Here is a 14267-nt window from a genome sequence, read left to right on the forward strand (position 1 = left end):
TGGGAAGCGTAGGGGGCGTGGGGCAGGTGGGTTCAAGCATCGGTCGGCTCCGGCAGTGGGAAGAGCGGGAGCGGCCTGGGCCAGCATGAGTCGAAAGAACCAGAACGACGATGGCGGACCGCGCCCGGCGAACCGAACGATGCGCGGCGGCGCTTCCGTATGCTGTTGCGGACGCGCCGGAACGCTAGCTTTCTCGTGAACTGGCCCGTGTCCGGCGCGAAGCCGGCCACGGGCCAGAGGGGATGCGGGGAAAGAGGGGGGGAACCGGAACGGGAAGCCCGATCAGCTGTTGCGCGACAGCGCGAGCCGCAGCAGGTCGGCCACGGTGTTGACGTTGAGCTTTTCCATGATGTTGGCGCGATGCGCCTCCACCGTCTTGATCGAGATGCCCAGGTCGTCGGCGATCTGCTTGTTCAGGCGCCCGGCGACGATGCGCTCGAGCACCTGCTGTTCGCGCGTGGTCAGCTTGCCCAGCAGGTCCTGCGCGGCACGCTGCTCGCGCGCGGCAGAATGGTCGGCTCTGGCCTTCTGCAGCATGCGCTCGACCAGCGCGCGCAGCTCGGATTCGTCGAACGGCTTCTCGATGAAGTCGATCGCGCCCTTCTTCATCGTCGACACCGCCATCGGCACGTCGCCATGGCCGGTGATGAAGACGATCGGCAGATGGATGTTCTCCGCGATCATGCGTTCCTGCAGTTCGGGGCCGCTCATGCCGGGCATCCGCACGTCCAGGATCAGGCAGGAAATCTGGTTGGCATCGTAGGCGGCCAGGAACTGCTCGGCGCTGGCGAAACTGCGAACCTGGTAGCCATTGCCCTCCAGCAGCCAGGTCAGCGAGTCGCGCATCGCTTCATCGTCGTCGACGATGAAGACGGTCTCGCCGCGGTGGGGAGTGGGGTTTGGCGCTACGGTCATGAAGTCTCCTGATGCTGCGTCTGTGCGATTCGGCTAGTGTAACTCCGGCCGCGCGCGCCGCACACCCGTCGCGGCGGGGGCAGCCGGGGGCGGGGCGATCGTCGGGCGATCGTCCGGTGAGCGCCCGACGATTTGCCCGGCCGTCATCTACTGATCGGCGGTATCCGGCTCCAGCGGCAGCATGATTTTAAACGTACAGCCGATGCCGTCCGCATTGTTTTCGACCCACAGCCGGCCCTGGTGCGACTCGATGATCGAGCGGCAGATATTGAGGCCCATGCCCATGCCGTCGGACTTGGTGCTGAAGAACGGCTCGAACAGGCGCTCCTTGGTGGCCTCGTCCACGCCCGGCCCCTGGTCGATCACGTCGATGCAGACCGTCTGGCCGAGCTCGCCCTGGTCGATGCGCGCGTGCAGCCGCACCACGCCCGCGGCGCGCATCGCCGGCAGGCCCGACATCGCCTCGACCGCGTTCTTCAGCAGATTGACCAGCACCTGTTCGATCAGCACCGGGTCGACAAAGAGCGTGACCGGCGGAGGCGGCAGCCGGGTCAGGATCGTCACGCGGCGGCGCGTCGCCTCGATATCGGCCAGGCCCACCGCGTCGGCGACGATGTCGTGCAGCGCGGTCTCGCGCCGCTGCGGCTGGCTGCGTTTGACGAAGCCGCGGATGCGGCTGATGATCGTGCCGGCGCGCACGGCCTGCGCCGAGGTCTTCTCCAGGATCGGCATCAGGTCCTCGGGCGTGCTGCGCCCGGAGCGCAGGCGCGCCACCGCGCCCATGCAGTAGTTGTTGATGGCCGCCAGCGGCTGGTTCAGTTCGTGCGCCAGCGACGAGGCCATCTCGCCCATGGTGGTCAGGCGGCTGGTGAACTGCAGGCGCTCCTCGTGCTGGCGGGCCATTTCTTCGGCCGCCTTGCGCACCGTGATGTCGGTGGCGATCTGCATCTGCGCCAGATGGCCGTCGACCCACTGGATATAGCGGCGCCGCACCTCGAACCACTTCTGCATGTCGGGCACGAAGATCTCGCGCGCGTCCGACGCATAGGGCATCAGCTCGGAGGCGGGCAGGCCGGCGTAGGCGTCGACGAAGTCCGTATGGTCGCTGGTGACCTGTTCCTGCTCGACCTCGCCGCCGGCCAGCTTCAGATGACCCTCGGGCTCCCAGCCGAACAGCTGGCGGTAATAGCGGTTGGCGAACAGCAGCTCGGGCTTGTCGGTGGCCAGCACCGACACCGCCGCGTCCAGACTCTCCAGCACCGTGGTGAAGCGGTCGTGCGCGGCGGCCAGTTCCTCGCGCGCGCGCTTGGGCTCGGTGATATCCGTCATCGAGCTCATCCAGCCGGTATGGCGGCCGCGGCTGTCGATCAGCGGCGAGACGTACATGCGGGCGAAGAAGCTGGTGCCGTCGCGGCGCATCACGCGCATCTCGTAACCGCCGGTGGGCGACTTGCCCTGCAGCGTCAGATCGATCTGGCGCTGCATCTCCTGCTGGTCGTTGGGCGGCCAATAGGGGAAGGGCGGCACGCGGCCGACCAGTTCATGTTCCTGCCAGCCGGTCATGCGGCAGAACGCCGGATTGACATAGGTGATGCGGCCGTTCAGATCGAGCGCGCGCAACCCGATCAGCATCGAGTTTTCCATCGCGCGGCGGAACGAGGTCTCGGCCAGCAGCGCGCGCTGCGCCTCGGAGCGGCGGCTGGTATGCCGCCACATGCTCCACAGGCTCCACAGCAGGAAGCACGACAGCCCCACCACCAGCCACAGCAGCATGTTGTTGGGCAGGTTCGACGCGGGCGGATAGGCGTCGGCGCGCAGCGACAGCGAATGGCCCGGCGGGTCGAGCAGCACCTCGTACGACAGCGCGGTGGCCGGCACAGGGCGCAGCGAGGTGCTGGCGCGCAGCTGGTTGTTCTTGTCGATCAGCGAGAAGCGGTAGCGCTCGGTCAGCTCGGGCGGCAGCAGATGGGTCAGGATGCCGTTGATCGAATAGAGTGCGCCCAGCGTGCCGAGGAACTCGTTGTCGCGCACGATCGGCACCTGCATCAGCATGAAGCTGTCGCCGCGTTCGTTGACGAGCGGGCGCGAATAGACCACGCGCTGCGTCTCGCGCGCGGTGTCGAAGGTGTCGAGCACCTCGGGTTCGAGCGGCTGCTCCGGCGTCTCGCGCAGCCGCGCGGCGAATTCCGACGTCGACGGCAGCGACCAGCGCGCGCGCCGCGTGGCGTCGAGCCAGTTGATGAAGACGATTTCCGGATTCTCGCGCAGCACCTCCTGCGCGGCCGTGCGGTAGGCGCGCTGATCGAGCTGCGCGGCGGCGATGTCGCGCGCCAGCGAGGCGAGCTGATCCTGATTGCTCAGCAGCGACAGCCGCACGCGCTGCTGCGCCCAGGCGGCGTCGCGGTACAGCGCGTCGCGCTGCTGTTGGCGCTCGGTCTCGTGCAGGGACCACAGGATCACGCCCATCGCACCGGAGAACAGCACGATCGCCACCAGCGGGATGAACATGAACCAGCTGGTCGCGACCAGATTGCGCCAGCGCAGCCACCACAGCCCGCGCGGCGGGCCCGTGAACGGGCGGCCGTCGGCGGCCTCGTCGGCGGGGCCGAGCCCTTCGAGCGCGTCCAGCGGCGTCAGCGCGCTCAACTGGTCGATGGCGCCGGGACCGCCGGCCGGCATTCCGGCGCCGCCGGCATCGCGGGAGGCATCGGCGGCAGGGGGAATCATGGGCAGGCGGAAGGGCGACAGCAGCCGAAGGACGAGGCGGTGGATGGACAGCATGATGGGATTGACGACTGACCGGGCAGTGTAGCTCGATTGCTGCAGTGCGTCGCTTGGGGAAAGCGCCTATGCGGCACGCGCGGCGGCCCGTCGGCCCGCAGGCCGCACGGTGGCGCGGCTGGCGGTGTCGTGGTGCGTCGCCGCAATATTTCGCATCATGAGAAACGATACCGTAATTTGAAAATTTCCCTTGTGCTGCGAAATCGCCTTCCATAGAATCGGTCCCGACCGAACGATGCGGGAGGAAGGCGGTCGGACCTTGTCCGGGATCCGGTGACAGGCCAGCCCATCCGCCCATCCACGCCTCGCTCCGCACCCCCGTCAGACAGCGCCAGGCCAGCCATTCACGAAAGCGGCCGTTGCTGGCGCACGCATTCCACAGGAGACGATCCATGTCAGCCGTACCAGAGCAGATCCTCGGCGCAGCCGGCGCCAATGACGCCGACCCGCAGGAAACCCAAGAATGGCTCGAGGCCCTGCAGGGCGTGATTGGCGCGGAAGGTAGCGAGCGCGCGGCCTTCCTGATCGACAAGCAGATCGAATATGCGCGCGTGAACGGCGTCACGCAGCCGTTCCACGCCGAAACCCCGTATATCAATACCATCCCGGTCGAGCAGCAGGCGCGCATCCCTGGCGACCAGGACATCGAGCACCGCATCCGTTCGTACTCGCGCTGGAACGCGATGGCGATGGTGCTGCGGGCCAACAAGCACACCAACGTCGGCGGCCACATCTCGTCGTACGCCTCGGCGGCCACGCTGTACGACGTCGGCTACAACCACTTCTGGCACGCGCCGTCGGACAAGCATGGCGGCGATCTGGTCTTCGTGCAGGGCCACTCGGCGCCGGGCGTCTATTCGCGCGCCTTCCTGCTGGGCCGCCTGAGCGCCGAGCAGCTCGACAACTTCCGCCAGGAAGTCGACGGCAAGGGCATCTCGTCGTACCCGCACCCCTGGCTGATGCCGGACTTCTGGCAGTTCCCGACCGTGTCGATGGGCCTGGGCCCGATCATGGCGATCTACCAGGCCCGCTTCATGAAGTACCTGCAGAGCCGCGGCCTGGTCAACACCGAAGGCCGCAAGGTCTGGGCCTTCCTGGGCGACGGCGAGACCGACGAGCCGGAATCGCTCGGCGCGATCGGCATGGCCGGCCGCGAGCGGCTGGACAACCTGGTCTTCGTCATCAACTGCAACCTGCAGCGCCTGGACGGTCCGGTGCGCGGCAACGGCAAGATCATCCAGGAACTGGAGTCGGAATTCCGCGGCGCCGGCTGGAACGTGATCAAGGTCGTCTGGGGCAGCCGCTGGGATTCGCTGCTGGCGCGCGACACCAAGGGCCTGCTGATGAAGCGCATGATGGAGTGCGTCGACGGCGAGTACCAGACCTTCAAGGCCAAGGACGGCGCCTACGTGCGCGAGCATTTCTTCAATACGCCCGAGCTCAAGGCGATGGTGGCGGACTGGTCCGATGACGACATCTGGCGCCTGAACCGCGGCGGCCACGATCCGCACAAGATCTACGCCGCCTACAAGGCCGCCACCGAGCACAAGGGCCAGCCGACGCTGATCCTGGCCAAGACCATCAAGGGCTACGGCATGGGCGATGCCGGCCAGGCGATGAACATCACCCACCAGCAGAAGAAGATGCCGGTGGAGGCGATCCGCCGCTTCCGCGACCAGTTCAATCTGCCGGTGCCGGACGACAAGCTGGAAGAAGTCCCGTACCTGACCTTCGAGGAAGGCTCGAAGGAACTGGAATACATGCGCGCCCGCCGCATGGAGCTCGGCGGCTATCTGCCGACGCGCCGCCAGAAGGCCGACCCGCTGCCGGTCCCGGACCTGTCGGCATTCTCCGCGCTGCTCAAGGCGACGGGCGAAGGCCGCGAGGTCTCGACCACGATGGCCTTCGTGCGGATCCTGAACACGCTGCTCAAGGACAAGCAGCTCGGCAAGCATGTGGTGCCCATCGTCCCGGACGAGTCGCGCACCTTCGGCATGGAAGGCCTGTTCCGCCAGATCGGCATCTGGAACCAGGAAGGCCAGAAGTACGTGCCGGAAGATCATGACCAGCTGATGTTCTACAAGGAATCGCAGACTGGCCAGGTGCTGCAGGAAGGCATCAACGAAGCCGGCGCGATGTGCGACTGGATCGCGGCCGCCACGTCGTACTCGACGCACGGCGTGCAGATGATCCCGTTCTACATCTACTACTCGATGTTCGGCATCCAGCGGATCGGCGATCTGTGCTGGGCCGCCGCCGACATGCGTTCGCGCGGCTTCCTGCTGGGCGGCACCTCGGGCCGCACCACGCTGAACGGCGAAGGCCTGCAGCACGAGGATGGCCACTCGCACGTGTTCCATGCGGTGATCCCGAACTGCATCTCGTATGACCCGACCTTCCAGTACGAGCTGGCGGTGATCATGCAGGACGGCCTGCGCCGCATGTACGCGGAGCAGGAGGACGTCTACTACTACCTGACGGTGATGAACGAGAACTACGAGCATCCGGAAATGCCGGCTGGCGTAGAGCAGGACATCGTCAAGGGCATGTACGCGTTCCGCAAGGGCGCCGAGAACAGCAACGCCCCGCGCGTGCAGCTGCTCGGCTCGGGCACGATCTTCCGCGAGGTGATCGCCGCCGCCGAACTGCTGAAGAAGGACTGGGGCGTCGAATCGGATCTGTGGAGCTGCCCGAGCTTCACCGAACTGGCCCGCGAAGGCCAGGCGGCCGAGCGCTGGAACCTGCTGCATCCGACCGAGACGCCGCGCGAATCGCATGTCGCCAAGTGCCTGAAGTCGGTGCGCGGTCCGGTGATCGCCTCGACCGACTACGTGCGTGCGTTCGCCGAGCAGATCCGTCCGTTCGTACCGCGCCGCTACGTGGTGCTGGGCACCGACGGCTTCGGCCGCTCGGATACCCGCGAGAAGCTGCGCCACTTCTTCGAAGTGGACCGCCACTGGGTCACGCTGGCCGCGCTGAAGGCGCTTGCCGACGAGGGCGCCATCCCGCGCGACAAGGTCGCCGAGGCCATCAAGAAGTACAACCTCGACCCGAACAAGCCGAACCCGATGACGGTCTGATCCGGCTGTCACTCCCGCGAACCCCCCGGGCACGGCAACGCCGCGCCCGGGTCGCCCGGGCCTTGCCTGGGCGTTGTCCAGTAAATGGTCCGGGCGCCGCGGCGTGACAAGGCACGTGCGTCAAAGTAATCTCGACGCTTTCGTTGTCACGCGCGCCGTCCTGCCCAGGAGACACTGAATGAGTCAAGCGATTGAAATCAAGGTGCCGGATATCGGCGACTACGACGCCGTTCCCGTCATCGAAGTCCACGTGAAGCCGGGCGACACGATCAACGCCGAAGATGCGCTGGTCACGCTGGAATCGGACAAGGCGACGATGGACGTGCCCTCGCCGCAGGGCGGCACGGTCAAGGAAGTCAAGGTCAAGGTCGGCGACAACGTGGCGGAAGGCTCGGTGCTGGTGATGCTGGAACCCGCTGGCGCCGCGGCCCCTGCACCGGCTCCCGCTGCCGCACCGGCCCCGGCGCCTGCTGCCGCGGCTGCACCGGCCCCGGCGCCCGCCGCTGCGCCCGCACGTGCTCCGGCCGCTGCTCCGGCTGCTGCTCCCGCTGCCGCCGGCGGCGGTACCGTCGAGGTCAAGGTGCCCGACATCGGCGACTATGAAGGCGTGCCGGTCATCGAGGTCCACGTGAAGCCGGGCGACAGCGTCAATGCCGAGGACTCGCTGATTACGCTCGAATCGGACAAGGCCACCATGGACGTGCCGTCGCCTTCGGCCGGCGTGGTCAAGGAAGTCAAGGTCAAGGTCGGCGACAACGTGTCCGAAGGGACGTTGATCGTGATTCTGGAAGGCGCCGGTTCTGGCGCGGCCGCGGGTGCCGCAGCCGCTGCCGCGCCGGCCCCTGCCGCCGCACCGGCTCCCGCGCCGGCCGCCGCAGCGCCGGCTCCGGCGGCTGCTGCCGCACCGGCACCCGCCGCTGCAGCGCAGGCCGCGCCGACCGGCGTCAGCGGCAAGGCCGCGCACGCCAGCCCGTCGGTACGCAAGTACGCGCGCGAACTCGGTGTCGACGTGTCGCGCGTGCCGGGCTCGGGTCCCAAGGGCCGCATCACCCATGAAGACGTGCAGCGCTACGTCAAGGGCGTGATGACCGGCCAGGCCGCGGCGCCCGCGCAAGCGGCCGCCGGTGGCGCGGGTGGTGGCGAACTGGGTCTGCTGCCGTGGCCGAAGGTCGATTTCACCCGCTACGGCGAGATCGAAAGCAAGCCGCTGTCGCGCATCAAGAAGATTTCCGGCGCGAACCTGCATCGCAACTGGGTGATGATCCCTCACGTGACCAATCACGACGAGGCCGACATCACCGAGCTCGAAGCCTTCCGCGTGCAGCTGAACAAGGAATACGAGAAGCAGGGCGTCAAGGTGACGATGCTGGCCTTCATGATCAAGGCCACGGTCGCCGCGCTGAAGAAGTTCCCGAACTTCAACGCCTCGCTCGACGGCCAAGGTGACGAACAGCGCCTTGTGCTGAAGAAGTATTTCAACATCGGCTTCGCCGCCGATACGCCGAACGGTCTCGTGGTGCCGGTGATCAAGGACGCCGACAAGAAGGGCGTGATCGAGATCGCGCAGGAAATGGCGGAACTGGCCAAGCTGGCGCGCGACGGCAAGCTCAAGCCCGACCAGATGCAGGGCGGCTGCTTCTCGATCTCGTCGCTCGGCGGCCTGGGCGGTACCTACTTCACGCCGATCATCAATGCGCCGGAAGTGGCCATCATGGGCGTCTGCAAGTCGTATCAGAAGCCGGTCTGGGACGGCAAGCAGTTCGTGCCGCGCCTGACGCTGCCGCTGTCGCTGTCGTGGGATCACCGCGTGATCGACGGCGCCGAAGCCGCCCGCTTCAATACCTACTTCGGTCAGCTGCTGGCCGATTTCCGCCGCATTCTGCTGTAAGCGGCCCGGCCACAGGAGCAAAGCATGAGTGTGATCGAAGTCAAGGTGCCGGATATCGGCGATTTCGACGCGGTAGAAGTGATCGAGGTTCTGGTCAAGCCGGGCGACACGATCGAGCAGGAACAATCGCTGATCGTGCTCGAGTCGGACAAGGCCAGCATGGACGTGCCGTCGTCGGCGGCCGGCAAGGTGGTCGAGGTCAAGGTCAAGGTCGGCGACAAGGTGGCCAAGGACACGGTGATCTGCACGGTCGAGGCCCAGGCCGCGGCTGCGGCGCCGGCGCCCGCGGCGGCTCCGGCTGCTGCTGCCAGCCCGGCTCCCGCGCCGGCTCCGGCAGCATCGCCGGCACCGGCTGCGGCACCGGCTGCCGCCACGCATGCCGGTGGCGCCGATATCCAGTGCGAGATGCTCGTGCTGGGCGCCGGCCCCGGCGGCTATTCGGCGGCTTTCCGCAGCGCGGACCTCGGCATGAATACCGTGCTGGTCGAGCGCTATGCGAGCCTCGGCGGGGTTTGCCTGAATGTCGGCTGCATCCCGTCGAAGGCGCTGCTGCATAACGCCGCGGTCATCGACGAGGCCAAGGCGCTGGCCGCGCACGGCATCGTGTTCGGCGAGGCGAAGATCGATCTGGACGGCCTGCGCAAGTACAAGGATTCGGTGGTCGGCAAGCTGACCGGCGGCCTGGCCGGCATGGCCAAGGCGCGCAAGGTGCAGGTCGTGCGCGGCATCGGCACCTTCCTCGATCCGCATCATCTCGAAGTGCAGGAAACCGGCGGCGACGGCAAGGACACCACCGGCAAGAAGACGGTGATCCGCTTCGACAAGGCGATCATCGCCGCCGGCAGCCAGGCGGTGAAACTGCCGTTCATCCCGGAAGATCCGCGCATCGTCGACTCGACCGGCGCGCTGGAACTGCGCGAGATCCCCAAGCGCATGCTGGTGATCGGCGGCGGCATCATCGGGCTGGAAATGGCCACGGTCTACAGCACGCTGGGCGCCAGCATCGATGTCGTCGAAATGCTCGACGGCCTGATGCAGGGCGCGGACCGCGATCTGGTCAAGGTCTGGGAGAAGATGAACAAGCATCGCTTCGACAAGGTGATGCTCAAGACCAGGACCGTCGGTGTCGAGGCCAAGGCGGACGGCATCTACGTCAGGTTCGAAGGCGAACAGGCGCCGGCAGAACCGCAGCGCTACGACCTGGTGCTGGTGTCGGTGGGCCGCGCGCCCAACGGCAAGCGGATCGGCGCGGAGAAGGCCGGCGTCGCGGTGACCGATCGCGGCTTCATCGAGGTCGACAGCCAGATGCGCACCAACGTGCCGCATATCTTCGCGATCGGCGACATCGTCGGCCAGCCGATGCTGGCCCACAAGGCCGTGCACGAAGCCCATGTGGCCGCGGAAGCCGCGCACGGCGAGAAGGCCTACTTCGACGCCAAGCAGATTCCGTCGGTCGCCTATACCGATCCGGAAGTGGCATGGGCCGGTCTGACCGAAGAACAGTGCAAGGAGCAGGGCATCAAGTACGGCAAGGGCGTATTCCCGTGGGCCGCATCGGGTCGCGCGATCGCCAACGGTCGCGACGAGGGCTTCACCAAGCTGCTGTTCGACGAGGAAACCCACCGCATCATCGGCGGCGGCATCGTCGGCACGCACGCGGGCGACCTGATCGGCGAAGTGTGCCTGGCGATCGAGATGGGCGCGGACGCGGTGGACATCGGCAAGACCATCCACCCGCACCCGACGCTGGGTGAATCGATCGGCATGGCCGCCGAGATCTACGAGGGCGTCTGCACGGACGTCCCGCCGCCGCGCAAGCGCTGAGCGGTCCCTTCGTAGCGGCACAAGACAAGGCCCGCCGGGATGGCGGGCCTTGTTTTGCCAAGAACTGCAATTAACCGCCAAGATTACCGAGATACCGGCGACGGCTTAGCCGCAGGCAGGCATCTAGGCGGCGACGAAAATGCCTGCCGCGTCGGAACGGCGAGCCGGCCGCACGATAATTTCGACATGCTGGTCGAGCGAAACGAGCGCCTGCATCAGGCGCTCGAGCGAGATGTTTTCGAGCTTGTAACGTCGAATCTGCGACACCTTCGGTTGACTCATGCCCATGATGTGGGCTGCCTCCACCTGACTGAGCCGCCGCTTGTCGATCACCTCGTTGACCTTAACGGCCAGCAGCGCTTTTGCCGACAGTTCTTCCGCGTCGGCAAATCCTAGGTCTACCAACACATTGTCCGTGCCTGGTGGAATCCGATTGCGCGGCATCAAGTTCTCCCGCTTCGTCCGTATCTGGCGAGCACCGCTTTTAGCCGCTTCTCGATCAACGCGATATCCGGTTGCGGCGTTGCGATACCCGATTTGGATTTTTTCTGAAACGCGTGCAGCACGTGGACGGCGTCACCGACGCTGACCGTATAGACCGCCCGGAAAGTATCGCCGCAGTGATCTTCCACCAGTTCGTACACGCCTGAACCCAAGCCCTTCCACGGCTTCGCCGAGGGGGGAGTACGCCCCAACTGCACGACGAAGAGCGCCACCCCCATTTCCTTCTGAACCGGAAGGGGAAACGCCTTGAAGTCCTTCTTCGAGGAACCTTCCCAATACAAGAGCCGGCGCTGGTCGAGCACAAATTATACCTGTTCGGATATAAGTCGCAAGCGACGGCTGCAAGCGCTCCACCATGACAGACCGACTGCGAAGCGCAACCGAGTCGCCTTGCGAAAGTCGGCGATGATAGTTGCGGCCGGGCGGCTGAAAGGTGTACGGCGGTGACGATCGCGTTCCGCGGTTCAAATGCGTTAGTTACGCGCCAGAGTCAATAAAAAAGCCCGGCATGAATGCCGGGCTTCGGAGGTCAGCGTAGACGCTGGTGCCCGCGAGGGGGCACCGGCCAGCGCGATCAGGCTGCGGTGGTCTTCTTGCCAGCGGTGCGGGCGGTGGCGCTCGCTTGCTGGGCGGCCTTGGTGGCCGCGGTGGCTGCCGCCTGGAAATTGCTTTCGGCGATTTCCACGGCTTGCTTGGTGGCCTTCTGGACCGACTCGTAGGCGTTGTTGGCGGCCGAGATGGCCGACTTCACGATGGCCACGGTCGATTCCGAACCGGCCGGTGCGTTCTTGGCGAAGTTGTCGACCAGGCTCTGCACATTGCGCGAGCTTTCGGCCAGCTGGGCTTCGGCGACGCGGGTGAATTCCGACTGGGTGTCGGCCGCGATCTCGTAGACGTGGCGGCTGTAGGCCACGGCCTTTTCGGCGACCGGCTGGATCAACGAAACCTGCAGGGCCACCAGTTCCTGGGCGTCGCGGGCGGTCAGCGTGCGCTTGGCGTGCTCGACGTTTTCGGCCAGGGTGGTCTTGACGACTTGCATGTTCAGCTCGACCAGCTTTTCCATGCCTTCGAAGGCCTTGGTGGTCAAACCGAACAGGGTTTCCAGATTGGCTTTGTGGGCGGCGGCAACTTGTTCGGGGGTAAAGGACATGCTGGTCTCCATCAGAATGAAGTCGAGTTCGAGCGAACTCAAAAATAGGTCGCCTAGATGTCAAGGCCGTGACGTTGCGGTGGCCAGCCCAGGCGCGTTAATGGTTTTGTGCGTGGCGCTCCAGAGAGCCGATCGGCCGGTCCGAAACCGTCTTTCGGTCAATGGTGCGTCGCAACAATTCCGTATTGTATGGACCCGAGTTGGGCTGTCAAGCGGTTTTTGTGCGTCGCACAATCTGGCGAGGGTAAACCCCCGGGCGCGTTCGCCACATTGCCACGGCTGGGTCACTTCGCCGCTCCACGGCACGTGACGTGCCGGCCGGTGCTACCATCGCGCATTCCGTTCCTTGCATGGCGGGGAGGGCGCCACGCGCCAGAATGCCCCGCGGCCCCGTCCGTCCCCTTTTGCCGATGTCCCGCCAAGACGCCCTCAGCCGCCGTCCCCGCCTTGCCGCTGCATTACCCGCCGTCCTCGTCGTCGGCGCCGCACCCCTGCGGGGGCGGGCATGAGACCGGCCGCAGAAACCACCACCGCCCGTACCCCGTCCGGCGGCGCCAATGTCTGGCTGGTGTCGATGCCCTGGCTGTTCGTGCTGATCTGGAGCACCGGCTTTATCGTCGCCAAGTACGGCATGCCCCATGCCGAGCCGATGACCTTTCTGTTCCTGCGCTTTGCCGGCGTGGTGGTGCTGATGGTGCCGTTCGTGGCGCTGGCGCGCGTGCCGCTGCCTCGGCGCGATGGCCGCGTCGACTGGGCCATGATCGGCCGTATCGCGCTGGCGGGGCTGCTGCTGCAGACCGGCTACCTGGGCGGCGTATGGGCCGCGGTCAAGCTCGGCATGCCGGCCGGCATGGCCGCGTTGATCGTCGGCATGCAGCCGCTGCTGACGGCCCTGATTTCGCTGCGCCTGGGCGAGCGTCTGCGCGGCTGGCAGTGGATCGGCCTGCTGCTCGGCATCGTCGGCGTCGGCCTGGTGGTAGCCGGCAAGCTGTCGGTCGGCGCGGCGACGCCGTTCAGCGTGCTGCTCGCCGTGGGCGCCTTGCTGTCGATTACCGTCGGCACGCTGTATCAGAAGCATCGCTGCCCGGTGTTCGACCTGCGCATGGGGTCGCTGATCCAGTTCACCGCGGCCGCGCTGGCCTGTCTGCCATTCATGTTCGTGTTCGAAACGCGCGAGGTGGACTGGAACGCCGAGATGATCGGTGCGCTGGCATGGTCGATCGTGGCCCTGTCAATCGGCGCGATCTCGCTGCTGTTCGTGCTGATCCGCCGCGGTGCCGCCACCAGCGTATCCAGCCTGATGTACCTGACGCCGCCGACCACCGCCGTGATGGCCTGGTTGCTGTTCGACGAACGCTTTCCGCCGATGGCCGCCGCAGGCATGGCGCTCGCCGCGGCCGGCGTCGCGTTGGTGATGCGCGGCGGTGCAGCGTCGGCGCGCCGCGATTGACCGGTCCGTCCGCCCCACTTCCCTGACTCCGTTCCGCATGCCATGAAGCCGCAAGCCCAGACCCGCGACTGCTATCGCCACTTCCTGCCGATCACGACGCGTTGGATGGACAACGATGTTTATGGCCACGTCAACAACGTTGTCTACTACAGTTATTTCGACACCGTGGTGAATCGTTACCTGATCGAGCGCGGCGTGCTCGACATCGAGGCGGGCGGCACCATCGGGCTGGTGATCGAGACGCAGTGCAATTACTTCGCCTCGCTCAGTTTTCCCGAAACGGTGGTCGCGGGTCTGCGCGTCGCGCGGCTCGGCAACAGCAGCGTGCGCTACGAGGTGGGGCTGTTTCGCGAAGGCGAGAACAGTGCCGCCGCGCAGGGGCACTTCGTGCATGTCTATGTCGATCGCCAGACGCGCCGCCCGGTGGCCTTGCCCAAGCCATTGCGCGAGGCCCTGCAGCCGCTGCTGGTGGCGGCTGCGGATCGGTAGGGAGCGTGAACGTGGACGCGCGCAGGTGCCGTACCGGCCTGACTCTCGCGCCCGGCATCGGGTGCAGGGCGGTCGGCGCCCCGCGCACCGAAGGTTGCGGTGCAGATGTGAACCGCAACAGGGTTTCGCGCGTTGCTGATCATGTTCGCGCGGCCGCCGTTCGCATGGCCCCTCAACTTCTCGCCA

Annotated in this window: 10 protein-coding genes; 5 read left to right on the plus strand and 5 right to left on the minus strand. The window is 66.3% G+C overall.

The genetic code is table 11. From position 1 onward, the window contains the following. Positions 1-282: 282 nt before the first annotated feature. Together J5T34_RS08810 and J5T34_RS08815 are read right to left on the minus strand one after the other, a co-directional pair. Positions 283-915, minus strand: a complete 633-nt coding sequence (locus tag J5T34_RS08810) for a response regulator transcription factor (protein WP_208579425.1) — start codon at positions 913-915, stop codon at positions 283-285. Positions 916-1062: 147 nt separating this feature from the next. Beyond that, entirely contained in the window at positions 1063-3696 is a 2634-nt protein-coding gene (locus J5T34_RS08815) for a PAS domain S-box protein (protein ID WP_208579426.1), read from the minus strand. 392 nt (positions 3697-4088) lie between these two features. On the opposite strand from J5T34_RS08815, the gene aceE reads away from it, so the two are divergent. The 3 genes from aceE to lpdA all read left to right on the plus strand — a co-directional run bounded on the left by aceE (position 4089) and on the right by lpdA (position 10488). Continuing rightward, entirely contained in the window at positions 4089-6776 is a 2688-nt protein-coding gene (gene aceE, locus J5T34_RS08820) for a pyruvate dehydrogenase (acetyl-transferring), homodimeric type (protein WP_208579427.1), read from the plus strand. A gap of 178 nt (positions 6777-6954) precedes the next feature. Then, on the plus strand, positions 6955-8664 hold the full coding sequence (gene aceF, locus J5T34_RS08825; RefSeq protein WP_208579428.1) for a dihydrolipoyllysine-residue acetyltransferase: 1710 nt from the start codon (positions 6955-6957) through the stop codon (positions 8662-8664). A 24-nt stretch (positions 8665-8688) separates the two neighbouring features. Beyond that, positions 8689-10488: a dihydrolipoyl dehydrogenase gene (lpdA, locus tag J5T34_RS08830; RefSeq protein ID WP_208579429.1), complete on the plus strand. Its 1800-nt coding sequence runs from the start codon at positions 8689-8691 to the stop codon at positions 10486-10488. 123 nt (positions 10489-10611) lie between these two features. On the opposite strand, the gene J5T34_RS08835 is transcribed toward lpdA, so the two are convergent. From J5T34_RS08835 to J5T34_RS08845, 3 genes are all read right to left on the minus strand, one after another. Continuing rightward, complete coding sequence (locus tag J5T34_RS08835; protein WP_208579430.1) at positions 10612-10932, minus strand: helix-turn-helix domain-containing protein; 321 nt, start codon at positions 10930-10932, stop codon at positions 10612-10614. Further along, on the minus strand, positions 10932-11294 hold the full coding sequence (locus J5T34_RS08840) for a type II toxin-antitoxin system RelE/ParE family toxin (RefSeq protein ID WP_208579431.1): 363 nt from the start codon (positions 11292-11294) through the stop codon (positions 10932-10934). The genes J5T34_RS08835 and J5T34_RS08840 overlap by 1 nt, the downstream gene beginning before the upstream one ends. A 272-nt stretch (positions 11295-11566) precedes the next feature. Further along, positions 11567-12142, minus strand: a complete 576-nt coding sequence (locus J5T34_RS08845) for a phasin family protein (RefSeq protein ID WP_149318958.1) — start codon at positions 12140-12142, stop codon at positions 11567-11569. 505 nt (positions 12143-12647) lie between these two features. Between J5T34_RS08845 and J5T34_RS08850 the strand changes: the two genes are divergently transcribed. Both J5T34_RS08850 and J5T34_RS08855 read left to right on the plus strand, forming a co-directional pair. Beyond that, positions 12648-13592 (plus strand): DMT family transporter, encoded by a 945-nt coding sequence (locus tag J5T34_RS08850; protein WP_208579432.1) that lies wholly within the window; start codon positions 12648-12650, stop codon positions 13590-13592. Between the two features lie 42 nt (positions 13593-13634). Continuing rightward, a complete protein-coding gene (locus J5T34_RS08855; RefSeq protein ID WP_208579433.1) occupies positions 13635-14081 on the plus strand; it encodes an acyl-CoA thioesterase in 447 nt (148 codons plus the stop codon). Positions 14082-14267: the final 186 nt, after the last annotated feature.

The organism is Cupriavidus gilardii, from assembly GCF_017598945.1.
GTDB classification, from domain to species: Bacteria; Pseudomonadota; Gammaproteobacteria; order Burkholderiales; family Burkholderiaceae; genus Cupriavidus; species Cupriavidus gilardii_E.